Raw genomic sequence first — 23,184 nt, forward strand, 5'->3', positions numbered from 1 at the left:
TCTTAGAGGAGTCCTTGTACGCGGGTGGTCAGGTGCTTGACGGCGGCCACCGGGTCCTCCCCGAGCGTCACGCGCTCGGCGGGGAGGCCGTGATGGCGGAGGGTCTCGAGGTCGCCGATGGCCTGCGCGGCCTTGAGCGTCTCGAAGTCGTAGTCCTGCCCGGGGATCTCGACGCCGGCCGCCGCGCCGTGCACGAGCTGGAGGAAGCGGCCGTGCTTGGGCCCGCCCTTGTGGAGCTGCCCGGTCGAGTGCAGGAAGCGCGGCCCGTAGCCGAACGTCGTCGTCGCCTGCGTCGCGTCGCGGATCGCCGCGCGGAGCTCGGCGATCGCCGCGTCGAACTGCTCCGACGGGGCGACGTAGGCCATGATCGCGACGTACGACGGCGGGCCGGCGGCCGCGAGCAGCTCCTGCAGCTCGTGGTCGTGCGCGTCCGGCTGCGCGGGCGTGCGCGCCTCCAGCGCCTTGGCCGTGTTGTCCTTCGCCTCCTGCACGTTCGGCTGGTCGAACGGGTTGATCCCGAGGACCCACCCGGCGACGGCCGTCGCGAACTCGGCGGTGAAGAAGAGGCCGCCGAGGTCCTCGGCGAGGGACGCGGGCGAGAACCTCGTCGTGATCGTCGCGTGGCCCGCCGCGGCGAGCTCGGTCATGAGCGCGGCGCGGGCGAGGTCGCCCTCGGACGGCTCGCCGTCGCTGCGCTCGAGGTGGACGAACACGCGGTCCTGCCCGTAGCCGGCGACGGCGCCGAGCGGCTCGTCGGCGACCGGGAGGATCCCGACGGCGTTCTCCCCGTGCTCGGGGTGCTCGTTCGTCTTGCCGGTCGACTCGGCGACGAGCTGCTCGACCCACAGGCCGAAGGACTGCAGCGGCTCGTCGATGAGGAAGGTGAGCTTGTCGCGCCCGCGGGCCGAGAGCTCACCGAGGGCCGCGCCGAGCCACAAGGCGGCGTGCTCGACCCGGGTGTCGATCGGGCGGGCCGCCGCGGCCGCGATGCCCGCGCCCTGGAGCAATCCCCGGATGTTCGCGCCCATGAGCGCGCCGGGCACGAGCCCGAAGTACGACAGCGCGCTGTAGCGCCCGCCGATGTCGGGGTCGTTGAGGAAGGTGCGCCGGAAGCCGTGCTCCGTCGCGAGGTCGACGAGCTTGGACCCGGGGTCGGTGATGGCGACGAAGTGCGTGCCGTCCGGCTGCAGGGCGTGGAAGTGGGCGAAGGCGCTGAGCGTCTCGATCGTCCCGCCCGACTTCGTGGCGACGACGTAGAGCGTCGTGTCGGGGTCGGTGACCGCCTCGACGTCGAGCACGGCCTGGGCGTCGGTCGAGTCGAGGACGTGCAGGTGCGGGTACCCGGCCTGGAAGCCGAACGTCCGGCGCAGGACCTCGGGGGCCAGCGAGCTGCCGCCCATGCCGAGGAGCACGACGTCGAGGATGCCGGCGTCGCGGACCTCGTCCGCGAACGCGATCAGGTCGTCCGCCTCGGGCAGCAGCCGGTCGGCGATGTCGAGCCAGCCGAGCCGGTCGGCGACCTCGGGCTGCCCCGCCGGCCCCCAGACCGTGTCGTCGCGTCGCCAGATGCGGGCGACGATGTCGTCCTCGGCGGCGACGAGCAGGCGCGCGTCGACCGCCTCGGCGACGCCGTCCGGGAGGTGGGCCGTGAGCGTCTCGGGGACCGCCGTCATGCGAGCTCGCCGCGCTTCTTCTCGATGCCCTCGAGGAGCGACTCCATCGGGGTGACGAACGCGGCGATGCCGTCGGTGAGGAGCTTCGCGGTGACGTCGTCCATGTCGATGCCGGCGCCGGCGAGCGCGTTCAGGTCGTGCGTCGGGTCGAGCTCGACCGTCGGCCCGTCGGGGCTGACCGACCCGTGGTCGGCGGCCGCCTTGAGCGTCGCCATCGGCATCGTGTTCACCGTCTCCGGGCCGATGAGCCCGTCGACGTAGAGGACGTCGGAGTAGGCGGGGTTCTTCGTCCCCGTCGAGGCCCACAGCGGGCGCTGCACCGGCGCGCCGGCCGCCTTCAGCTCGGCGAACCGCTCACCGTGGAAGATCTCCTTGTATCTGCGGTACGCCGCGCGGGCGTTCGCGAGCCCGGCCTTCCCGGCGAGCGCCTCGTGGCCGAGGGCCTCCAGGCGCTTGTCGACCTCGCTGTCGACGCGGGAGACGAAGAACGAGGCGACCGACTGCACGTCGAGCGACTCGCCCGCGGCGTGACGCTTCTCGAGGCCCTTGATGTACGCCTCCGCCACGTCGGCGTACGCGTCGACCGAGAACAGCAGCGTGACGTTGACGTTGATGCCCTCCGAGATCGCCGTCTCGATCGGGCCGAGGCCGGCCGGGGTCCCCGGGATCTTGATCATGAGGTTCGGGCGGTCCACCCGCTGCCAGTACTCCCGGGCCTGCGCGATCGTCTTGTCCGCGTCCTCGGCGAGGTCCGGGTCGACCTCGAAGGAGACGAACCCGTCGGTGCCGCCGGACGCGTCGAAGACCGGGCGCAGGATGTCGGCCGCGTCCTGCACGTCCTTGATCGCGAGCCCCTGGTAGATCTCCCGCGCGTCCTTGCCCTCCTTGGCGAGCTCGGCGAGCTGCTCGTCGTACTCCTCGACGCCGAGGATCGCCTTCTCGAAGATCGCGGGGTTCGAGGTCAGGCCGCGGAGCGAGTACTCGTGGGCCATCGACTCGAGCTCTCCGGTCTCGATGAGACCACGGCTGATCTGGTCGAGCCACACCGAGGTCCCGGCCTTCGTGATGGCGTCGAGGTGGGCGTTCACGGTGGTGTCGGTCTGGCTCATGAGGGGGCTCCTGGTGTGGTGGGGGCGGGCGGCGGGGAGGATTCGATCGCGGCGACCTGGGCGAGGCGCCGGACGTGGCGCTCCTCCCCGCTGAAGGTCGCGCCGGCGAAGGCGGTGACGAGCGCGTCGGCGAGCGCGGGGCCGATGACCCGCGCGCCGAGGCAGAGGACGTTCACGTCGTCGTGCTGAACGCACTGCGCCGCCGAGTAGGTGTCGTGGCAGCAGGCGGCACGGATGCCGCGGACCTTCGTCGCGGCGACCGCGATGCCGGCGCCGCTGCCGCAGACGACGATCGCGCGCTCGTGCGTGCGATCGAGGATCGCGGAGGCGGCGGCGAGCGCGGCGACGGGGTAGTCGTCCCAGGTGCCGAGCTCGTCGGCCTCGTGGCCGGCGGCGGTGACGGCGGCGAGGATCGCGTCGCGGAGCGGGACGCCGGCGTGGTCGAAGGCGACGGCGATCCTCATGCGCGGGACCTCGCGCCGAGCTCGGTGCGGGCGAGCAGCGCGGCCCCGCGCACGCCGGCGCTGCCGTGGTGGCGGGCGATCCGGATCGTCGTCGCGGTCCCGATGCCGGGGAGGACGAGCGGCCACGCGGCGGCGATGGCGGGCTGCAGCAGCAGATCGCCGGCCGCCGAGACGCCGCCGCCGACGACGACCTCGTTCGGGTCGAAGGCGTTGATGAGGTTCGCGATGCCGACGCCGAGGCGGCTGCCGAGGATGCGGAACGCCTCGATCGCGTCGGCGTGGCCCTCCTGCGCCGCGGCGAGGGCCGCGCGCCCGTCCGCGTAGCCCCGGGCGTGCGCGAGCCCGTCGAGGACCCGGCCGGCCGCGTGGGCCTCGAGCGAGGCGGGCTGGGGGAAGGTCGGCTGCCCGGCGGGGGCGCCGTCGGTGAGGTCGGCGGCGACGATGAGGTGGCCGAGCTCGGGGGCCGCGCCGGTCGCGCCGCGGAAGATGCGACCGCCGATGATGACCCCGCCGCCGACGCCGGTGCCGACGGTGAGCATGGCGAGGACGTCGACGACGACCTCGCCGGTCCGGTCGTCCGTCGCCTCCGCGAGCGCTGCGACGGTCGCGTCGTTGTCGACGACGACCTCCAGGCCGGTGCGGTCGCCGAGGACCTTGCGCAGCGGGACGTCCTTCAGCGGGACGTTGACGGACGACCGGGCCGTCCCCGTGGCGAAGTCGATGACCGACGGCGCGCCGATGCCGACCAGCGCGTCGCGGTCGCCGTCGGCGGCCTCGGTGATCGCCTGCGTGAGCTGATCGAGCAGCGCGTCGGTGCTCCCGGTCTCCGTCCGCACCTCGTTCGGGGTGGACAGGTCCGCGCCGTCCAGGACGGCGGTGGCGACCTTCGTGCCGCCGATGTCCACTCCTATGCAGCGCTGCGCCAACGATGCTCCGATGTGAGATGGGATACCCGTACTTCGATCCTAGACACCTCGGGCTCCGATCTCGTGAGGATTCCGCGAGCTTCAGGCGCGCACCGGCTCCAGGAAGCCCGTGACGCTGCGCATCCGGCCGTCCGCGTCGAGCGTCGCGAAGTCGATGCCGAGGGCGATCGGGTCGCCGCCCTCCGGCCCGAGGTGCCAGCTGAAGCGGACGCGGTCGTGGTGGGCGTCGGGGCCCGAGGCGAGGGTGAAGCGGTGGCCCGGGAACTGCGCCTGGACGCCCGCGATCATCGCGTCGATGCCGTCCGTGCCGGTCCCCGCCATCTGGGGGTCGAGGTAGTCGGCGTCGGCGGCGAAGACGCGGGTGACGAGGGCGCGCCGGGCGGCGTCGTCGGTCTCGTTCCAGGTCTGCAGGTAGGTGTCGACGAGGGTCGTGATGTCGGTCATGGGCCGGAAGATCGCTCGCGGCGGCCGTCGCGTCGATGACCTGCGAGGTAAGCGCCGGGCCTCCGGGCCGGCGATACGGTCCGGCCATGACCGAGACCGCGGTGACGGGGCGGCGCGTGGGGGACCTGCTCAGGGACTGGCGGGTCCGGCGGCGGCTGAGCCAGATGGCGCTCGCGCTGGAGGCCGGGGTCTCGGCGCGGCACGTGTCGTTCGTGGAGACGGGACGGGCGCGGCCGAGCGCCGAGATGATCCTGCAGCTCGCCGAGCGGCTCGACGTCCCCCTGCGCGAGCGCAACCGGCTGCTGCTGGCCGGCGGGTTCGCGCCGGTCTACGGGCAGGCGGACCTCGACGAGGCGCAGCTCGGCGAGGGCAACCCGGTGCGCACGGCCCTGGACCGGCTGCTCGCGGCGCACGACCCGGCGCCGGCGCTCGCGGTCGACCGCCACTGGGGCCTCGTCGCGGCGAACCGCGGGGTGGGGTTCCTGCTCGCCGGCCTGACCGGGGAGCTCGTCGCGCCGCCGGTGAACGTCCTGCGGCTCAGCCTGCACCCGGACGGCCTCGCGCCGCGGATCGTGAACCTCGCGCAGTGGCGCGGGCACGTCCTGCACCGGCTCGGGCGCCAGGCGCAGCAGACCGGCGACCCGGCGCTCGCCGCGCTGCACGCCGAGCTGCTCGCGCTGCCCGGCGGGGAGGACGCGAGCGCGCACGAGGAGCACGCGGACCTCTTCGTCCCGCTGCGGCTGCGGGCGGACGGCGGCGAGCTCACGTTCCTCTCGACCGTGACGACGTTCGGCACCGCGACCGACGTGACCCTCGCCGAGCTCGCGGTGGAGACGTTCCTGCCGGCGGACGCGGCGACCGCGGCCGCCCTCAGGGCCGCGCTGCCGCCAGCGCCGTGATCATCCGCGGCAGGTCGGCGGGCTCGGTGATCGCCGTGAGGACGAACGTCGTGATGCCGCCCGCGTGGAACTCGGCGAGCCGCTCGCCCATCGCGGCCTCGTCGCCGAACAGGAAGATCTCGTGCATGAGGTCCTCGTCGACGAGCTCGAGGGCCTTCGCGCGGTCGCCGCCGTGCCACGCCGCCGCGACGGGGTCGATCTGCTCGGCGAACCCGAGCCAGCGGAAGAACTCGGTGTAGACGGGGACCGTCCCGTAGGCGCAGAACATCCACTTCGCGAGGCCCATCGCCTCGTCGGCGGGCTTCGGGATGCAGAAGAAGCGGCAGACGAGCTCCTTGTCCGGCGCGCCGAACGCGTCGGCGACCTGGCGGGCCCCGCTCACCGGCAGCCAGTTCGTGAACGCGCCGTCGGCGACCTCGGCGGCGAGGCCGAGCATCTTGCCCCGCAGTGCGGCGAGGACGATCGGGATCTCGTGCTCGGGTCTGGTCTCGAGCTTGAAGCCACCGAGCCCCCGCTCGCCCGCGAGGACCGGGCGCAGCTGCTCGACGGCCTCGCGGACCTTCGACAGCGGCTTGACGAACGGGACGCCGTTCCAGCGCTCCACGATGACGTTCGACGAGGAGCCCAGGCCGAGGACGAAGCGCCCCTCCGAGGCGTCGGCGAGGGCCGCGGCGTGCTGGGCGAGGACGGCCGGCCCGCGCGTGAACGGGTTGACGATCCCGGTGCCGAGGCGGACGCGGTCGGTCACCGCGGCCGCGAGCGCGAGCGGGGTGAAGCCGTCCGGTCCGGCGGTCTCGCCGGTCCAGAGGTCGTCGAAGCCGGCCGCCTCCGCGGTGCGGTAGAGGTCGGCGTGGTGGGCGAGCGGGACGCCGGTGAACGGGACGGTCAGGCCCCAGCGCAGGTCGGGCATGGGGCGAACCTACCCGGGTCGGTACGGTGCGCGCGTGGAGCCGCTCGAGGGCATCGCCGCCGCCGACGCCCTGCTCGGGCGGCCGTTCCCGCTGCCCGCCGAGCCGCTGCCGCTCCCGCGCTGGGTCGAGGTCCGCGCGGTCGACGGCGGCGCCGAGGTCGAATGGAACCTCGACGACAGCCGGGCGCAGGCGCCGGGACGGCTCGCGCTCTTCGCCGGGCCGTTGCCGCCGCCGGACCAGCTCGGGCCCGGGGCCGAGCGGACGACGACGGAGGCGGGGTGGACGATCGCCCGCGCGCCGCTCGCCGAGGCGCAGCCGTCGCTGCGCCCGGTCGTCCAGGTGACGTGGGCCGCGGAGGGCCTGCATCTCCGGCTCACCGGCCAGGGCCCGTGGGAGCTCGCGGCGCTCCTGCGGGTGGCGCGCTCGGTCCGCTGACGCCGTAGCCTCGGCCGCCCGATGCCGGTCGCCGCCGTCCTCATCGCCCTCCTCGCCGGGCTCCTCTCCGCCGTCGGCGGGGCCGCCGGCGTGCCGGCCGCCGACGCGTCCACGACCCAGGAGTCGCTCTTCCAGGACGACAACCTCCTCCTCTACCGCGGCGACGCGACGGCCGACGCGACGCTCCGCGAGCTCCGCGGGCTCGGGGTGACGATGGTCCGCGTCACCGTCCCCTGGCGCGCGTTCGCCCCCGCCCACCGCGCCCGCACCCGGCCCGCCGCCTTCACCGACGCCACGGACCCGGCGCAGTACGACCCGATCGTCTTCGACCTCCACGACCACCTTCTCCGCGTCGCGGCGCGGCTCGGTATGAAGGTCCTCTTCAACGTCACCGGCGGCGCGCCCGCCTGGGCGACCGGCCGCCGCGACGGCCGCTTCGTGAGCCTCCAGTACAAGCCGGACGCGAGGGCCTTCCGCCAGTTCGTGCAGATGCTCGGCACGCGCTACGACGGGCGCCACCGCGACGAGAACCAGGGCGGCGCCGAGATCCCGCGGGTGTCGGCGTGGTCGATCTGGAACGAGCCGAACCAGGGCGCGGGGCTGCAGCCCCAGTGGGAGCGCGACCGCCACGGCCGCCTCGTCCCCGTCGCGCCGCGGATCTACCGCGGCCTCGCGCAGGCGATGCTCAGCGCGCTGCGGGCGACCGGGCACGGCGGCGACACGATCCTCCTCGGCGAGACCGCGCCCCGCGGGGTGGACCGCCGCACGACGACGGGCAGCCTGCGCCCGGTCCCGTTCCTCGCCGGGCTCCTGTGCCTGGACGCCGCGACGCTGACGCCGCTCACCGGGCAGGCCGCCCGCGACCAGGCGTGCGACCTGCGCAGCGCGTCGCGGCGGCTCGCGGTCACCGGCTACGGCCACCATCCGTACTCGATCGTCTCCTCGCCGGCGACGCCCGACCCGGACGCCCGGGACATCACGCTCGCCGACGAGGCGCGGCTCGGCCGCCTGCTCGACGCCGGCGCCGCGCGGGGTCTCCTGCCGCCGCGCCTGCCCTACTGGTGGACGGAGTACGGCTGGCAGACGCGCCCGCCCGACCCCGTCCGCGGCGTGGACCCGGCGGCGCAGGCGCAGTGGCTCGCCGAGGCCGAGGCCCAGACCCGGGCGGACCCGCGGACCGCCGCGCTCGGGCAGTTCCTCCTCGTCGACGACCTGCCGCGCGACGAGCCCGGGGCGACGCTCGAGCGGCGCTGGGGCACCTACCAGAGCGGCCTCGAGCTCGCCGACCGCACCCACAAGCCGGGCTACGACGCCTACCGGCTGCCGTTCGTCCTGACGGGGACGCGGGCGTGGGGCCTCGTCCGGCCCGTCGCCGGCGGCGCGGCCACCGCGACGGGGGCCGGGGCGACCGTCCAGCTCGAGCACGCGCCGGCCGGCAGCGACGCGTTCACGGACGTGGGGGAGCCGGTGCCCGTGGCCGCCGACGGGACGGTGACGACCACGATGGGCCCCGTGGAGCCGGGCCGCTACCGCTTCCGCTGGAGCCCGCCGGAGGCCGGGGCGGCGCCGGCCGGCGGGCTCGCCGGCCTGCTCCACCCCGGTGCGGGCACCTCCGCCGCGCCCACCTTCACGAGCGCGGTCGCCACGGTCGCACCGGCCTGAGCGGTTCGGATAGGGTCGCCAGCGTGGACACCAGCAAGCTCAGCCGGGGGGAGCTCATCGCGGTGGCGGGCGGCCTCGCCCTGCTCATCGGCATCTTCCTCAAGTGGTACGCGTCGGTCAGCGTCAACGCGACCATCGCGGGGCACGACGGCATCGGCAGCTACAGCGGGTGGCAGGTCCATCACACGATCCGCTACCTGCTCGTGCTCGCGGCGATCGCGCCCCTGATCCTCGCCTACATCATCCTCCGCGACCACCAGCTCAGCTGGCCGCGCGGCGAGATGACGGCGGTCATCGCGATCGTCACGATCGGCCTCGTCTTCTACAACGGCATCATCGACCGCCCGGGCGACCCGTCGGGCGAGATCAACCTGCGCATCGGCTGGTATCTCTCCTTCCTCGGGGCCTTGATGATGCTCACCGGCAGCGTCATGCGCCAGCAGGAGAGCGAAGTCGTCCGCAAGCCCCCGGGCGTCATGTAGGCGGCGGTTCGGGGACAATCCCCGGACCGTCCCCAACGAAGGATCTCCATACCGATGACCGAGAACCCCTCGCTCGGCCGGCCCGACCGCAACATCGCGCTCGAGCTCGTCCGCACGACCGAGGCCGCCGCCCTGGCCGCCGCCCGACTGATCGGCATGGGCGACAAGATCGCCGCCGACCAGGCCGCCGTGGACGCGATGCGCATCGTCCTGGACACCGTCGCGATGGACGGCGTCGTCGTCATCGGAGAGGGGGAGAAGGACGAGGCGCCGATGCTCTACAACGGCGAGCAGATCGGCGACGGCACCGGCCTGGCCGTCGACATCGCCGTCGACCCGCTCGAGGGCACGACGCTCACCGCGAAGGGCATGCCGTCCGCGCTCTCGGTCATCGCGCTCGCGCCCCGCGGGGCGATGTTCGACCCCGGCCCGTGCGTCTACATGACGAAGCTCGCGGGCGCCGGCGACATCGCCGACCTCCTCGACCTCGACCGCCCGATCGGCGAGACGCTCGGACTCGTCGCCGACCGCCGCGACGTCGACATCCGCGACCTCACGGTCGTCGTCCTCGACCGCCCGCGCCACGACGAGGGCATCGCCGCGATCCGCGAGGCGGGCGCCCGCATCCGCCTCATCGCCGACGGCGACGTCTCCGCCGCGCTGCTCGCCGCGAGCCCGCGCTCGCCGGTCGACCTGCTGTGGGGCGTCGGCGGCACGCCGGAGGGCGTCATCTCGGCGGCCGCGCTGAAGAGCATGGGCGGCGCCATCGTCACCCGCCTGTACCCCCGCGACGAGGCCGAGCGCCAGGCGGCGGTCGAGTACGGCCGGACGCACGCCGACTACGACCTCGACCGTCAGATGACCCAGGACGACCTCGTCGCCGGCGACGACTGCTTCTTCAGCGCGACCGGCGTCACCGACGGCGACGTCCTGCAGGGCGTCCGCTACCAGGGCCGCCGCTCGGCGACGACGGAGTCGCTCGTCATGCGCTCGCGCTCGGGCACGACGCGCCGCATCGTCGCGACCCACAACCGCGAGAAGCTCCGCGAGTACAACGGCGAGCGCTACGGCTGAGCGCCGAACGCTCGGCTGCGCCGAGGTTCGGTCGGAGGTTCCTCGCCCAGGGGCTCGGACCCTCCAGGCCTCGCCGGGTTCGGGCGGCGCGGGTGGCTACGCCGCCCGCGCGTCCCGGTCCCGCTGCTTCTCGGGCTCCGGGGTCTCCTCGAGCGTGTCCGGCGCGGCGTAGCGGCCGGTGATCGACTCCTCGAGCTCGCGGCTGACGAGCCGGCGGAGGAAGCCGTACGTCACGAGGACGTGGATGCGGGACTGCGTGTTCGTGTAGACCGTCCGGCTGAGCCAGTGGGCGATCTGGGGATAGAAGTTCGCGACCTCGACCTCGACGTTCACGCGCTCGATGCCGTCACCGACCTCGCCGCGACGGCGGACGTCGATCTCGAGGTACCCGTCGGCTCCGCGGCCGGGGCGCGCGACGAGCAGCCCCTTCTCGATCGGCCAGCGGACGATCCCGCGCTCGGCGTTCATCTCGTACTCGGGGCAGCCGAAGCTCAGCAGGACGAGCGGGCTGCGGAGGAGGACGACGTCGCGCCCGTCGTCGCGGTACTCCACGCGGATGAGGCCGAGCGTGCAGCGGCTGAGGAACGACCAGTACGTCCGGGCGAGCCGCTCGAGCGTCGACGGGGTCCACAGGCCGCCGAACGCGTCGATCGGCAGGTCGATGTCGGCCGACTGGATCGAGTGGACGGCACCGTCGGCGCCGACCCCCGTGTCGTCGGTGGGATCGTGGACGACAGCCCCCTTGATGACCGCCGTATGCGGCTTCAGGCGGACGACGAGGGCGACCACGCCGGCCACGACGGCGGCCAGCGCGGCGAACAGGGCGGCGGGCTTCATGACCCGTCCATCATGACGCCTATGCCTTCGCGAGGGCGGCCCGGACGGCGTCCTCGAACCCGAGCGGGGTGTCGTTGATGCCGGGCGGCGGGGGCTCCCGGACGACGGTCTCGGCGCTCAGCCCGTCGACGAGGGGCCGGACGAGCCCGACCTCGATCGGGGTGAAGAGCGCGACCCAGTGCGACGACAGCCGCGGGGTCAGCACGGGCACCTTGAGGATGAGCGGCGGCCTGCGGTCCGCGACGGCGGCGAAGCGCCCCATCATCTCCCGGTAGGTCAGGACGTCGGCACCGCCGAGCTGCACCTCGGGCGGGGCGGAGGGCCGGTCCGACAGCGCGGCGAGGGCCGCGACGACGTCGCCGATGGCGATCGGCTGCGAGCGGGTGTCGACCCACTTCGGGGTGAGCATCAGCGGCAGGCGGGTGACGAGGTGGCGGACGATCTCGAACGAGGCGCTGCCGGCGCCGAGGACCATCGCGGCCCGCGCGTAGACGAGCTCCGGGACGCGTTCGCGGAGCAGCTCGGCGACCTCGTGCCGGCTGCGCAGGTGCTCGGAGGTCTCCTCCTCGCCCTCGCCCGCGCCCTCCAGGCCGCCGAGGTAGATCGTGCGGGGGACGCCGGCGCGCGCGACGGCGTCCCCGAACGTCCGCGCCCCACGGCGGTCGTTCTCGGCGAAGTCGCCCTTCCCGCCGCGCCCCATGGAGTGCACGAGGTAGTAGGCGACGTCGGCGCCCGCGAGCGCCGCGTCGAGGCCGTCGCCGCTGAGGACGTCCCCCTCGACGAGCTCGACGCCGTCGGGCAGCTTGCCACGCGCGCGGCTGCGGTCGCGGACGAGCGCGCGGACCGCGTGGCCCCGCTCGAGCAGGACGGGGGCGAGCATGCCCCCGACGTAGCCGGTCCCGCCGGTGAGCAGGATCGTCCGACGGTCGTCCGCATTCTGGTGCACGACGGAGGTACGTACCCGGAGATGACGAGGATGAGCCATGAACCTCCCAGGGCCGTAACGTCCGACAAAGCTGCGAGGAATCGTTCCACGCGCTGTTGAAGGACACCCCTCATGACCCGACCCGCCGCTCTCACGATCAAGGACGTCGCCGCGCAGACCGGCGTCGCCGCCGGCACGATCAGGATGTGGGAGCAGCGCTACGGCTTCCCCGAGCCCGGTCGCACCGCCGGCGGCTACCGCGTCTACAGCGAGGGGGACGTCGAGGCGCTGCGCCGCGTCGTCGCCTACCGCCACCGCGGGCTGTCGGTCCCGGCGGCGATCGAGCGGGCGGCCGAGTCCGGCGACAAGCCCGAGCAGCCGTCGATCTACGCGGCGGTCGCCTCGAGCGAGCACGGCGCCCGCCCGCAGATCCTCAAGAAGGGCACGCTCGTCGCGATCAGCCGCGCCATCGAGCACGAGGCGCTGGCCCAGGCGGCCACCCCGGTCCTCTTCGGCGCCTTCCAGCACGAGCCGTTCTACCGGGCCGTCGAGGCCCGCTACCGCTCGATCGCGCGCTACGCCGACGCGGCCGCGGTCTTCGCCGACTTCGCCGACGTCCGCCGCGAGGAGGGGGCACCGGCCGAGCTGCCGATCGGCCCCGACGACAAGCTCGGCAACGAGTGGGCGGTCATCGTCGACGCGCCCGGGTACTGCGCCTGCCTGCTCGCCTGGGAGGTGCCGGGGATCACCGAGCCCGGTGACCCGGACGACCTCAGCCGGCGGTTCGAGGCGATCTGGACGCTCGACCCGGTCGCCACCCGGCGGGCCGCGGTCGCCGCCGCCCGGCTGGCGACGAAGACGTGCCCGGAGCTCGGCCGCGAGCTCGAGGCCGCCCTCGAGGACCGGCCGCTCGCGCTCGACACCCCCGCGCCCGGCCTCACGGCGCTGACGAACCGGATGGTCGCGTACCTCGACGCGGCCGACTGACGCCGCCCGGCGTCAGCGCAGCAGCTCGATCTCCACGGGCGTCCCGGCCGCGAGCTCGCCCGGGCCGGCCGGGATGCGCGCGAGGCCGTCCGCCCCGCGCATCGAGGTGAGGACGTGCGAGCCCTGCGGCCCCGTGAGCGCGGCGTGTCCCGCGTCGTCGAAGTGGATGCGCACGAGCTCGTCGCGGCCCTCGTTCCGCGGCACCGCCTCCGCCAGGGGGGCCTGGACCCGCCGCGCGGCCGGGTCCGCGCCCTGCAGCGCCCGCAGGGCCGGCCGTACGAAGAGGAGGAAGGTCACCATCGCGCTCACCGGGTTGCCGGGGAGGCCGAAGACGAGCTGCTCACCCCGGGTGCCGAACCACGTCGGCTTGCCCGGCCGCAGCGCGACCCGCCAGAAGTCCTCGTCGACGCCGCACGCCTCGAGCGCGCCCTTGACGTGGTCGTGGGGGCCGACGGAGACGCCGCCGGAGAGGACGAGGACGTCGGCGTGCTCCAGCGCGGCCGCGATCGCGGCCCGCGTCGCCGCGGCGCTGTCCGGCACGTGGACGGGGAGGAGGGCCTCGCCCCCCGCCTCGGTCGCGAGCGCGACGAGCGTCAGCGCGTTGGAGTTGTGGATCTGGCCCGGCCCGAGCGCGGAGCCCGGGGGCACGAGCTCGTCGCCCGTCGAGAGCACCGCGACGCGGGGCCGCCGCGCGCAGGCGAGCGCGCCGGCGTGGGCGCCGGCGGCGATCCCGACGGCGGCGGCGTCGATCGTCGTCCCGGCGCGCAGGACGACCGTCCCGGCCCGCATGTCCTCGCCGGCGCCGCGGACGTTCTGCCCGGGCGCGACGTCGGCCTCGAGCGTGACGGTGCCGTCCTCGTGCTCGTCGGTGCGCTCGACCATGATCACCGCGTCGGCGCCCTCGGGGAGCATCGCGCCGGTCGAGATCCGCACCGCCGTGTCGCCCGTCACGGCGACGGGGGAGGGGGTGCCCGCCCGCGACTCGCCCGCGACCCGCAGCCGCCGCCCGGCCGGAGCCGCCTGGATCGCGAAGCCGTCCATCGCGCTGTTCGTGAACGGGGGCACGTCGCCGCCCGCGCGCACGTCGGCGACGAGGACCCGGCCGAGCGCCGCCGAGAGGGGGACCGTCTGCGCCGGGAGCAGCGCCACGGCGGCGAGCACCCGGGCGCGGGCGGTCTCGACGTCGAGGAGCGCTGTCGCGGTCATGGGGCCATTGTGACGGGAAGGCGTCGGGGGCGGCTGGTATCCATCCCTCGATGCCCGACCGGTCCACCCCTCACGGCCGCCGCCCGCGACCGGTCGCCGGTCTGCCCGCGGTCGACGGCGTCGCCGTGGCCAAGGGCTGGCTCCTCGAGCTGCTCGCCCGCACCCCGCTGCACGCCGTGGCCCGGATCCCCGCGGCGCTCCTCGCCCGCGAGGCTCCGGACCTGTGCGTTGCAGTGGCCGCGGCCGTCGCCTCCGACGCGGCGCTCGAGCGGCTCGCGACGGGGGACGGGGCCGTGCTCGCCGCCCGGGCCGGCGCGCTGACCGGGGCGACCGCCTCGGCCGACGTCGTCGCGGGGATCGACGCGCTGCGCTCGGTGCTCCATCGCGCGCTGCGGACCGAGGAGGACGCGGCGCTCGCCGCGGACACCGGGGACCGCCTCGCCCACGTCTGCGCGCTCGTGACCGGCCTCGCGCTCGGCGCCGGGGCGAGCGCCGCGACCGAGCCGGAGCCGGAGCCGGAGCGCGCTCCCGATCCCGCGCCGCCGCGGCACACCGCGCCGCGGCTCGTGCCGCCCGAGCCGGCGGGCCGCGTCGTCGTCGCCCAGGACCTGCGCGCCGACGCGCCCCACCGTGAGGCGCTCGACCGGGCCCTCGCCGAGGCGGGCCACCACCCGGTCACGGCGCTGGCGATCGAGATCGATGACCGCGAGCGGCTCGCGGCCCTGGAGGACGGCGGCGACCTGCTGCCGGTCCTGGCACCGCTCGAGGACGCGCTCGTCGCGGGCGGTGAGCCCGACGACGTGCTCGTGCGCGAGCAGCCCGGCCGCTGGTGGCTCATCGCCCCGCGGACCGGGACGGACGCCGCCCGCGTGCTCGCCGGGCGCCTGAGCGGGATCGTCGGCGCGCACGCGCCGGTGCGGCACGGCGTCCCGCTGACGGCGTCGATCGGCGTCGCCGTCTTCCCGGACGACGGCGCCGACGCCGACGCGCTGCTGGAGCACGCCGACCAGGGCGTCTTCACCGCCCGGGCGCTCGGCGTGCCGATCGCCTAGCTCGTCGCGGCGGCCTTCGGCAGCCGCACGGCCCCGATCGTGTCGACGCCGTCGAAGCCGAGCGCCTGCGCGGTGGCGGAGGTGAGGTCCCAGCTCGCGCCGTTCGCGAACGGGCCGCGGTCGATGACGGGCACGGTGATGCTGCGCCCGTTGTAGTAGACGGACACGAGCGTCCCGCAGGGCAGGCCGCGGTTGGCGACGCCGAGCGTGTCCTCCTGGAGGACCTGGCCGCAGGCGGTCTTCTTCCCGAAGAACCCCGGGCCGTAGAAGGAGGCCTTCGCCTGGCGGTAGACCGTGACCGCGGTGACGCCGGTCGACGTGACGGTGGCCGAGGCGGCGCTGGCCCCGCTCGGCGCGCTGATCGCGCGGACGGGGAAGCGGCCGATGTGGCGGGTGCGCCAGACGGCGTCGAAGCTGCCGCCGGAGGTCGTCGTCGCGGTGGCCGCGGTCACCCAGCGGCCGTCCTTGCGCTGCGTCTGCACGGCGACCCTGCGGCCGGACTGCCCGTGGGCCATGGTCCCCTGGACGTGGAGGCTGCGGCCGAGGATCGACGCGGTCTGGACGAGCAGCGTGCCGCCGTCGGCGGTCGCCGGCGTCGCCTGGGTGGCGGGGGCGGGCTGGACGCCGGTCGGCGTGCCGAAGCCGGCACCGCCGTCGGCGGCGACCGCGGTGGTCGTGGGGATGGCGACGCACGTCAGCGTCACGGCGCAGGCCGCGCGCAGTCGCGCAGGGGTGGGACGGATCACAATGGCCTTCAGGTCGTTCGCTCGGATGCCTACGAGGTGAGCTGACGGGCTCGCGCAGAACGATCAGCGCTACGGCTCGGATGAGCCGATTCGCCCCGGCGGCCAGTGGGTCTGACCGCAGTGGTTCCCCCGTCCCCTGTCCGCTTGGCGAACAGGGGTTCGGCGACTTCTTGTGGGGCAGCTTACCCCGCGAGCGGCGTCATGTCACTCGCGGGTGCCCGCGACGCCCGGCTCAGGGCTTCGGGATGCGGCGCAGGATCGCCTTCGCGACCCCCGCGCCGGCCTGCGCGACGTCCTCCGCCGCCTTGCGGGCCATGCCGACGACGTCGACGCCCTCGTCCTTCGCCGCGGGCCGCTCGCGGGACGGCGCGCCCGCCGGCGGCGGGGCGAACGGCGCGCCCGGCATCGTGGCGGGCTCCGGGTGGTCGAGCGGCCGCTCGGGCGGCGCCGGGATCGGGGCGACCTTCGCCTTCGCCGGTGCCTTCGGCCTGGCGGCGGCCTTCGGCTTGGGCTTGGGCTTGGCGGCGGCCTTCGGCTTGGCGGCGGGCTTCGCCTCGGCCGCCGGCTTCGCCTTGGCGGCGGCGGGCTTCGGCTTGGCGGCGGCCGGCGCCGCCTTCGCGGCGGGCTTCGACCTGGCCTTCGGCGCGGGCTTCGCGGCGGGGGTGGGGCCCGCGGCGTCCTTCACCGGCGCCGCCGGCTTCGGCTTCGTCCCGGCGGCGACGGGCCCGCCCTTCGCCGCCTCCGACTCGGGGACGGGCTTCGGGGCTGCCTCGGTCGCCGCGCCGGCGCGGCGCGTGCTGCGCCGCTGCGGCCGGGTCCGTGGCAGGCCGGACATGACGTCCGGCCCGCTGTTTCCAGGCTTCTCGGTCTCGCTCACGGGTCAATCATCGCACCAGCCCTCAAGGCAGGCGAGATCGGGACCGATGGTCTGAGGAGAAGAAACCTCGCGGGGGCTGAAACCCGCGGGAGACAATCCCGTAGTACCTCCAGAGGAGGTCCGTACCGAGGGACGCGCCCGCTTTGCCTTGCCGCAGCGGAGCGACTACCATGGACGGTCCGCTCGGGACGGGTCCGGCGCCGTACGCCAGACCGCCCGACCGTCCTCGCCGTATTGCACCATGTAGGTCCGGGAGCCTTCGCCCCGGCAAACGAAACGGACGCCAATGTCAGTAGTGGAACTGCAGGAACTGGAAGAGATCAAGGGTCTCCTCAACCGGGGGACCCAGGTCGGCGTGCTCACGTTCGCCGAGATCGCCAAGGCGGTGTCCGAGCTGGATCTCGACGAGTCCGACGTCGAGGAGCTGCACGGCTTCCTCGAGAAGGCGGAGATCGAGCTCGTCGAGGAGATCGACCCGGCGACCCAGGTGACGAAGTCCGTCGAGCGCGCCCCCGACAAGCGCGGCCGCCGCAAGGCGAAGACGACGCTCGACCTGAAGCCGGACATGACGACCGACTCGCTTCAGCTCTTCCTGAAGGACATCGGCAAGGTCCGGCTGCTCACCGCCCAGGAGGAGGTCGACCTCGCCAAGCGCATCGAGCGCGGCGACCTCGACGCGAAGCAGAAGATGGTCGAGTCGAACCTGCGTCTCGTCGTCTCGATCGCGAAGAACTACCGCAACCAGGGCCTGCCGTTCCTCGACCTCATCCAGGAGGGGACGCTCGGCCTCGTCCGCGCCGCGGAGAAGTTCGACTACCGCAAGGGCTTCAAGTTCTCCACGTACGCGACCTGGTGGATCCGCCAGGCGATCGCGCGCGCCCTCGCCGACAAGGCCCGGACGATCCGCATCCCCGTCCACGTGGTCGAGAAGCTCAACAAGATCGGTCGCGCCGAGCGCAAGCTCGTCACGGAGCTCGGGCGCGAGCCCACCGCCGAGGAGATCGCCGAGGTCACCGGCATCGACCCTGAGGAGGTCGACTCGATCAAGCGCTCCGCGCAGGCCCCGGTCTCGCTGGAGAAGCCGGTCGGCGACGAGGAGGAGTCGGAGTTCGGCCAGTTCATCGCCGACGAGCGCGCCGAGTCCCCGTACGAGCGGGCGGCGGAGATCCTCACGAAGGAGGCGCTGCGCGAGGCGCTGGAGAACCTCTCCTACCGCGAGCGCCGCGTCCTCGAGCTCCGCTACGGGCTCGGCGGCGAGCACCCGCGCACGCTCGACGAGGTCGGCCGGACGTTCAACGTCACCCGTGAGCGCATCCGCCAGATCGAGAACCAGTCGCTGAAGAAGCTCCAGTCGCTGGCCGAGGCGCAGAAGCTTCGCGACGTCGCCTAGCGCGACCGCGCACGAGGTTGTCCCGGAGGGCCCCGAAAGGGGCCCTCCGTCGTTCCGTGGACGATGTGTCCCGCCGGCGAGCGTCCACGCGACACATAGTCGGTCGGATTTCGGACAAGTCGTCCGAGGTTCGTGCGGAGTCAGGACAAAGTGGCCAATGGTCTGGGGAAGGTTTCTCCGGAGCCGAGCGCTACGCGGAGCTGCGGCCCGGCTACCTCGCGCTCTACGGGGCGGACGTGGCGCTGCGCGCGGCCACGGCGGCTCCGGCGTCCTCAAGAACCTGAGCGCATCGGCCGATGCTGACCGGACCATGCTCGACGTCGACGCCGCCCTCCGCCACCTCGTCGCCGAAGGCGGCTCGGACCTGCACCTGAAGATCCCGTCGCCGCCGCTCATCCGCGTCGACGGCGGGCTGCGGCGCATCGAGGGCCTGCCCGTCCTCGAGGCGCAGGACACCGAGGACGTCGTGACCCACCTGCTCCGCGACCCGAACCGCCTGCAGGAGTGGCACGAGCACGGCGAGATCGACTTCTCCTACGCGATCCCCGGCGTCGCCCGCTTCCGCGTCAACGCCTTCCGCCAGCGCGGCGCGGCCTCGATCGTCGCCCGTGCCATCCCCGTCTCGATCCGGACGATCGAGGAGCTCGCGCTGCCGCCGGTCATCCAGGCGCTCGCCGAGGAGGAGCGCGGCATCGTCCTGCTCACCGGCACGACCGGCTCGGGCAAGTCGACGACGCTCGCCGCGATGATCGACCACATCAACTCGACGATGTCCAAGCACGTCGTCACGATCGAGGACCCGATCGAGTTCCTCCACACCGACAAGCGCTCGGCGATCAACCAGCGCGAGATCGGGCAGGACACCGCGTCGTTCAAGCAGGCGCTGCGCCGCGTCCTGCGTCAGGACCCGGACGTCATCCTCATCGGCGAGATGCGCGACGAGGAGACGGTCCACACCGCCCTCAGCGCCGCCGAGACCGGGCACCTCGTCTTCTCGACGGTCCACACCGTCGACGCGGCCGAGACGATCAACCGCCTCATCGACTTCTTCCCGCCGCACATGCACCAGCAGGTCCGCGCGATGCTCGCCGGCACGCTCAAGGGCGCGGTGTCCCAGCGGCTCGTGAAGAGCGCGTCCGGCCACGGTCGCGTCGCGGTCTGCGAGGTCCTGCGGATGACCGGCCGGGTGCGGGACATGATCATGGACCCGCAGCAGACGGGGAAGATCACCGAGGTCATCGCCGAGGGCGAGTACTACGGGATGCAGACCTTCGACCAGGCGCTCTTCAGCCACCTGAAGGCGGGCCGGATCACGATGGAGGAGGCGCTCGGCGCGGCGACGAGCCCGCACGACTTCAAGCTCCTCGTCGGGGCCGACGGGCGCCGGGGCACGACGATGGACGACCTCGCGCAGGCCGAGACGCAGCGCGCCGAGACGACGGGCGCCGCCGCCTCCGCACTGCGCTGAAGGCCGCCCGCGGAGGGAATCAGACCCGTTCTCAGCTCGGCGGGGTCCGTCCGCCGGGCCGGTACCGTCGACGGCCTTGGCGACCTCACCACTCCCGATCCACCATCACCACCCGGCCTCGGGCCCGGACCGCCGCGCGCTCCAGGCCCGCGCCGTCCTGCTCGCCCGGGTGGGGCTCGCCTGGCACGTGGCCGAGGCGGCGATCGCGCTCGTCGCGGGCATCGTGGCCTCGTCGGTCGCGCTCATCGGCTTCGGCGCCGACTCGCTCGTCGAGGTCGTCGCCGGGGTCGTGCTGCTCTGGCGGTTCGGCACGGCGCACCCCGCGGCCGAGCGCCGCGCGCAGCAGCTCATCGCCGCGTCGTTCCTGGTCATCGCCGCCTACGTCGGCGCCGAGGCGGTGCACGGCCTCGTGGACGGCCACCGGCCGGACGTGAGCGTCGTCGGCATCGTCCTGTCGGCCTTCACCGTCGTCACGATGCCGCTGCTCGCCCGCGCGAAGCACGCGAACGCCCGCCGCCTGCACTCCTCGGCGACCGCGTCGGAGGCGCGCCAGACGACGATCTGCGGCTACCTCTCGGGGGCCCTGCTCGTCGGACTCGTCGCGAACGCGGCGGCCGGCTGGTGGTGGGCGGACCCGGCCTGTGCGCTCGTCATCGCCGCGGCCTGCGTGCACGAGGCCCGCGGCGCCTGGCGCGGCGAGGCGTGCTGCACCGGCGGGTGCCCCTGAGGACCCCCCCCGGCCATCACTTCACTTGGTAAAGTGAAGGCATGGCCGTTGATGAGAGCTGTCCCGTCTGTCGCACCGCAGACATCGTCTGCGGCAAGTGGACGCTGCTCCTCATCCGGGACCTCGCTGCGGGCAACACGCGCTTTTGCGAGCTCGAGCGCTCGCTCTCCGGCATCAGCCCCCGCACCCTCTCGCTGCGCCTGCGAGCGCTGGAGGAGGAGGGGATCGTCGAGCGCCAGACGTACGCCGAGGTCCCGCCGCGCGTCGAGTACGCGCTGACCCCGAAGGGCCTCGCCCTGCTGCCGATCATCGACAGCATGCGCGAGTACGGCGAGCGCTGGCTCGCGCTGGAATGCGCCGGCGCCGCCGCCGTCGCGCTGGGGGACGTGTCCGTCCCCGCCGTCGCCTGACGCCGGCCGCGGCCTGACAGCCGGCTTGCAGGACGCAGGGTCCGCAACCCTGGGCGCCGAAACGGGTCCTAGAGACGAATGGATGCGCTCGGACCAGGACCGGCCCGCGAAGGGATGACCCGTAGGCGCGTGCTGAGGCTCGGCGTCGCCGGTGGCGTGGGCGCGCTGCTCCTCGGAGCCGAGGGGCCGGACGCGCTCGGGGCCCCGGCCGCCGCCGCGGCGACGCGCTCACGGGGCCTCGCGCTGCCCGCGGGCGCCGTGCCCGGGGGCGGACGGGCCGGCGCCGTCGTCGTGACGCCGGCCCCCTTCGACCTCGTGGGCCTGCGCGGTGTCGCCCTCGACGGCGCCCATGCGGAGCTCCGCGTCCGCCGGCGCGGCGGGTGGAGCCCCTGGGTCCCGCTCGGCGCCGGCACGAGCCACGCCCCGGACCGGCCCCGCGCGGTCCCGGCCTCGGACCCCGTGTGGGCGGGCGGCGCGGACGCGCTGCAGCTCCGCGCGCGCCGCCGGCTCACCGGCGGGCGTCTCGCGCTCGTCACGGTGGGGGAGGGGGCGATCCCGGCTCCGGCCGCGCACGCGGGCCTGCGCGCGGCGGCCGGGTCCGACGGCGGCGCCGCCCCGCGGCAGGCGGCCGCGCCGACGATCGTGCCGCGCGCCGCGTGGGGCGCCGACGCGGTGCCGCCGCGCGCCGCCCCGAGCTACGGCGTCGTGAACCTCGCCTTCGTCCACCACACCGTCAACGCGAACGACTACGCGCCGGAGGACTCACCGCGGATCGTCCTGGCGATCGCGAAGTACCACCGCGACACGAACGGCTGGAACGACATCGGCTACAACTTCCTCGTCGACCGCTTCGGGACGGTCTTCGAGGGCCGGGCGGGCGGGATCACCGAGGCCGTCATCGGCGCCCAGGCCGGGGGCTGGAACAGCCAGTCGACCGGCATCGCGACGATCGGGACGTTCACCGACGTGCCGGTGTCCGACGCGACGTTCGGCGCCCTCGCACAGCTCATCTCCTGGAAGCTCTCGCTGCACGGGGTCCCGCCGACCGGCGCGGTCACGCTCGTGTCGGGCGGCGGCAAGGAGAACCGCTACCCGTACGGGACGAGCGTCACCCTCCAGCGCATCAGCGGGCACCGCGACGGCTGCACGACCGACTGCCCCGGCAACACCCTCTACGGCGAGCTCGGCGCGCTCCGCGCCCGCGTCGCCTCCTATGGCGTCGGGGCCCCGGTCGCCGCGCGGATCGGGCTGGCGAGCGCCGCACCGCACGTGCGGTACGGGGACGACGCGGCCCTCAGCGGGCAGGTGCTCGCCGGTGGCGGGACGGCGGCCGCGGGCGTGGTCGTGAGCATCCAGAAGCGCACCTCGACCGGGGGCTGGGTGCGCGTCGCGCGGGCCCGGACGGACGACGCCGGGCGGTTCGCCGCGACGGTGGTGTACAAGCGCGAGGGGCCGCTGCGCGCCGCCGCGACGGTGGACGGCACGAAGGTCCGGTCGCCGCTGCTCACCGTCCGGCTCGACACCCTCCTGACGCTCCTCACGCCGGCGATCCGCTCGCGGGTGCTGGCCGGGAGCGCCGTCACCGTGCGCGGCGCGATCGGCCCGTCGGCGCCGGTCCGGATCCTCGTCGAACGGCAGGGCAAGGGCGGCGTCTGGACACCGGTGACGACGGTCCGCGCGACCGTGGCGAAGACCGCCTACAGCGCGGTGGTGCCGCTCGTGAAGCCCGCGCTCTACCGCCTGACCGTGACGGCGGGCGACGCCTCGGTGGCGCCGGTGTTCGTCCGCGCCGTGCGGTCGGCGACGGCGCTGGGCGGGGGCGCGGGAGGGGCGGGGGCTTCGGTGGGGTAGGGATGCGTTCGGCGGGCTCGGCGGGCTCGGCGTGGTGGCCGGTCGCGGGGGCGGGTGTGGTGCGGGGCGTCTACGGCGGCGGAGACGGCGGAGCCGGAGCTGCCGCCGCCTGGGCGTGGGCGGTGGCGCGAGGTGTGTCCGCTGAGCCCGGCACTGCCGGTCTGGGAGGTCACACCTCGCTCCTCGCGCCGATGCGCAAGAGGCCGTGCGGCGACGAGCCAGGCCACGACGGTCGCGCCGCGGCCCTCGCCCGACGAACGGTCGCCTCAGCGACCCGTTCGTCGGGCCGATCCCCGCGGCGATGCCGTCGGGAGAGCCCCCGGCGCCGCGGGTGAACGAAGGTTCAGGGGGCCCTCAGCACCCTGAACCTGCATTCAGCTGCTGAGTGAGGGTTCACGGTTGCGCCGCGACCCGCCGACAGCCCCCGCGTCCCACGCAGGCGCCGGCCCTGCCCGCGGAGGCGCCGGAAGCCCTACGCCGCCAGCCCCGCCGCCGCCAGCATGAGGCCCCCGCGCTCGGCGTCGTCCGCGAAGAGGCGGCGCGGCCTTCGCCCGGCGAACGGTCGCCTGAGCGACCCGTTCGTCGGGCCGATCCCCGCGGCGATGCCCGTCCGCCGTCTTCGCCGCCGT

At 74.6% G+C, this 23,184-nt stretch carries 23 protein-coding genes and 1 riboswitch; of the genes, 12 read left to right on the forward strand and 11 right to left on the reverse strand.

Going from position 1 to position 23,184, the window contains the following annotated elements:
• Positions 1–2 precede the first annotated feature (2 nt).
• The 5 genes from NBH00_RS09540 to NBH00_RS09560 all read right to left on the reverse strand — a co-directional run bounded on the left by NBH00_RS09540 (position 3) and on the right by NBH00_RS09560 (position 4,616).
• A complete protein-coding gene (locus NBH00_RS09540) occupies positions 3–1,673 on the reverse strand; it encodes a phosphoglucose isomerase-related protein (RefSeq protein ID WP_254573105.1) in 1,671 nt (556 codons plus the stop codon).
• On the reverse strand, positions 1,670–2,782 hold the full coding sequence (gene tal, locus NBH00_RS09545) for a transaldolase (protein ID WP_254573106.1): 1,113 nt from the start codon (positions 2,780–2,782) through the stop codon (positions 1,670–1,672). Before tal ends, NBH00_RS09540 begins: the two co-directional genes overlap by 4 nt.
• Positions 2,779–3,246 carry an RpiB/LacA/LacB family sugar-phosphate isomerase gene (locus NBH00_RS09550; RefSeq protein ID WP_254573107.1) on the reverse strand — a complete coding sequence of 156 codons (468 nt, stop codon included), beginning with the start codon at positions 3,244–3,246 and terminating at the stop codon, positions 2,779–2,781. Before NBH00_RS09550 ends, tal begins: the two co-directional genes overlap by 4 nt.
• Positions 3,243–4,151, reverse strand: coding sequence for an ROK family protein (locus NBH00_RS09555; protein ID WP_254573108.1), 909 nt, complete (start codon positions 4,149–4,151; stop codon positions 3,243–3,245). The genes NBH00_RS09550 and NBH00_RS09555 overlap by 4 nt, the downstream gene beginning before the upstream one ends.
• A gap of 102 nt (positions 4,152–4,253) precedes the next feature.
• Positions 4,254–4,616, reverse strand: a complete 363-nt coding sequence (locus NBH00_RS09560) for a nuclear transport factor 2 family protein (protein WP_254573109.1) — start codon at positions 4,614–4,616, stop codon at positions 4,254–4,256.
• An 86-nt stretch (positions 4,617–4,702) separates the two neighbouring features.
• On the opposite strand from NBH00_RS09560, the gene NBH00_RS09565 reads away from it, so the two are divergent.
• Positions 4,703–5,515 (forward strand): helix-turn-helix domain-containing protein, encoded by an 813-nt coding sequence (locus NBH00_RS09565; protein ID WP_254573110.1) that lies wholly within the window; start codon positions 4,703–4,705, stop codon positions 5,513–5,515.
• Here NBH00_RS09565 and NBH00_RS09570 read toward each other — a convergent pair.
• Positions 5,487–6,425 (reverse strand): LLM class flavin-dependent oxidoreductase, encoded by a 939-nt coding sequence (locus NBH00_RS09570; RefSeq protein ID WP_254573111.1) that lies wholly within the window; start codon positions 6,423–6,425, stop codon positions 5,487–5,489. The genes NBH00_RS09565 and NBH00_RS09570 overlap by 29 nt on opposite strands.
• Positions 6,426–6,459: 34 nt before the next feature.
• Between NBH00_RS09570 and NBH00_RS09575 the strand changes: the two genes are divergently transcribed.
• From NBH00_RS09575 to glpX, 4 genes are read left to right on the forward strand one after another with little or no spacing between them, the layout of a single operon-like run.
• On the forward strand, positions 6,460–6,861 hold the full coding sequence (locus tag NBH00_RS09575) for a hypothetical protein (RefSeq protein WP_254573112.1): 402 nt from the start codon (positions 6,460–6,462) through the stop codon (positions 6,859–6,861).
• A gap of 21 nt (positions 6,862–6,882) precedes the next feature.
• Positions 6,883–8,523, forward strand: a complete 1,641-nt coding sequence (locus NBH00_RS09580; protein WP_254573113.1) for a hypothetical protein — start codon at positions 6,883–6,885, stop codon at positions 8,521–8,523.
• A gap of 23 nt (positions 8,524–8,546) precedes the next feature.
• Positions 8,547–9,005, forward strand: coding sequence for a hypothetical protein (locus tag NBH00_RS09585; protein WP_254573114.1), 459 nt, complete (start codon positions 8,547–8,549; stop codon positions 9,003–9,005).
• Between the two features lie 54 nt (positions 9,006–9,059).
• Complete coding sequence (gene glpX / locus NBH00_RS09590; RefSeq protein ID WP_254573115.1) at positions 9,060–10,079, forward strand: class II fructose-bisphosphatase; 1,020 nt, start codon at positions 9,060–9,062, stop codon at positions 10,077–10,079.
• Positions 10,080–10,175: 96 nt separating this feature from the next.
• Here the strand turns inward: glpX and NBH00_RS09595 are convergent, their stop codons facing one another.
• Both NBH00_RS09595 and NBH00_RS09600 read right to left on the reverse strand, forming a co-directional pair.
• Positions 10,176–10,916: a hypothetical protein gene (locus tag NBH00_RS09595; protein ID WP_254573116.1), complete on the reverse strand. Its 741-nt coding sequence runs from the start codon at positions 10,914–10,916 to the stop codon at positions 10,176–10,178.
• A gap of 19 nt (positions 10,917–10,935) precedes the next feature.
• A complete protein-coding gene (locus NBH00_RS09600; protein WP_254573117.1) occupies positions 10,936–11,862 on the reverse strand; it encodes an NmrA family NAD(P)-binding protein in 927 nt (308 codons plus the stop codon).
• 111 nt (positions 11,863–11,973) lie between these two features.
• Here NBH00_RS09600 and NBH00_RS09605 point away from each other — a divergent pair, with 111 nt between their 5' ends.
• A complete protein-coding gene (locus tag NBH00_RS09605; RefSeq protein WP_254573118.1) occupies positions 11,974–12,828 on the forward strand; it encodes a DICT sensory domain-containing protein in 855 nt (284 codons plus the stop codon).
• 12 nt (positions 12,829–12,840) lie between these two features.
• Here the strand turns inward: NBH00_RS09605 and NBH00_RS09610 are convergent, their stop codons facing one another.
• Positions 12,841–14,034, reverse strand: a complete 1,194-nt coding sequence (locus tag NBH00_RS09610; RefSeq protein WP_254573119.1) for a molybdopterin molybdotransferase MoeA — start codon at positions 14,032–14,034, stop codon at positions 12,841–12,843.
• Between the two features lie 50 nt (positions 14,035–14,084).
• Here NBH00_RS09610 and NBH00_RS09615 point away from each other — a divergent pair, with 50 nt between their 5' ends.
• Complete coding sequence (locus tag NBH00_RS09615) at positions 14,085–15,086, forward strand: nucleotidyl cyclase domain-containing protein (RefSeq protein WP_254573120.1); 1,002 nt, start codon at positions 14,085–14,087, stop codon at positions 15,084–15,086.
• On the opposite strand, the gene NBH00_RS09620 is transcribed toward NBH00_RS09615, so the two are convergent.
• Positions 15,083–15,832 carry a septal ring lytic transglycosylase RlpA family protein gene (locus NBH00_RS09620; protein WP_254573121.1) on the reverse strand — a complete coding sequence of 250 codons (750 nt, stop codon included), beginning with the start codon at positions 15,830–15,832 and terminating at the stop codon, positions 15,083–15,085. The two genes, NBH00_RS09615 and NBH00_RS09620, sit on opposite strands and share 4 nt — an antisense overlap.
• Positions 15,833–15,845: 13 nt before the next feature.
• Positions 15,846–16,007, reverse strand: a riboswitch (cyclic di-AMP (ydaO/yuaA leader).
• A 57-nt stretch (positions 16,008–16,064) separates the two neighbouring features.
• Positions 16,065–16,709, reverse strand: coding sequence for a hypothetical protein (locus NBH00_RS09625; RefSeq protein WP_254573122.1), 645 nt, complete (start codon positions 16,707–16,709; stop codon positions 16,065–16,067).
• A gap of 286 nt (positions 16,710–16,995) precedes the next feature.
• Here NBH00_RS09625 and NBH00_RS09630 point away from each other — a divergent pair, with 286 nt between their 5' ends.
• The 5 genes from NBH00_RS09630 to NBH00_RS09650 all read left to right on the forward strand — a co-directional run bounded on the left by NBH00_RS09630 (position 16,996) and on the right by NBH00_RS09650 (position 22,555).
• The gene (locus tag NBH00_RS09630) at positions 16,996–18,099 is read left to right on the forward strand and encodes a sigma-70 family RNA polymerase sigma factor (protein WP_254573123.1); all 1,104 of its coding nucleotides are present in this window, start codon (positions 16,996–16,998) and stop codon (positions 18,097–18,099) included.
• A gap of 310 nt (positions 18,100–18,409) precedes the next feature.
• On the forward strand, positions 18,410–19,567 hold the full coding sequence (locus tag NBH00_RS09635) for a type IV pilus twitching motility protein PilT (RefSeq protein WP_254573124.1): 1,158 nt from the start codon (positions 18,410–18,412) through the stop codon (positions 19,565–19,567).
• Between the two features lie 76 nt (positions 19,568–19,643).
• Positions 19,644–20,294, forward strand: a complete 651-nt coding sequence (locus tag NBH00_RS09640; protein ID WP_254573125.1) for a cation efflux transmembrane domain-containing protein — start codon at positions 19,644–19,646, stop codon at positions 20,292–20,294.
• Positions 20,295–20,335: 41 nt separating this feature from the next.
• Positions 20,336–20,704 carry a winged helix-turn-helix transcriptional regulator gene (locus NBH00_RS09645; protein WP_254573126.1) on the forward strand — a complete coding sequence of 123 codons (369 nt, stop codon included), beginning with the start codon at positions 20,336–20,338 and terminating at the stop codon, positions 20,702–20,704.
• Between the two features lie 114 nt (positions 20,705–20,818).
• Positions 20,819–22,555: a peptidoglycan recognition protein family protein gene (locus NBH00_RS09650; protein WP_254573127.1), complete on the forward strand. Its 1,737-nt coding sequence runs from the start codon at positions 20,819–20,821 to the stop codon at positions 22,553–22,555.
• Positions 22,556–23,184 lie beyond the last annotated feature (629 nt).

Origin of the sequence: Paraconexibacter antarcticus, assembly GCF_024220175.1 — a bacterium.
GTDB lineage: Bacteria > Actinomycetota > Thermoleophilia > Solirubrobacterales > Solirubrobacteraceae > Paraconexibacter > Paraconexibacter antarcticus.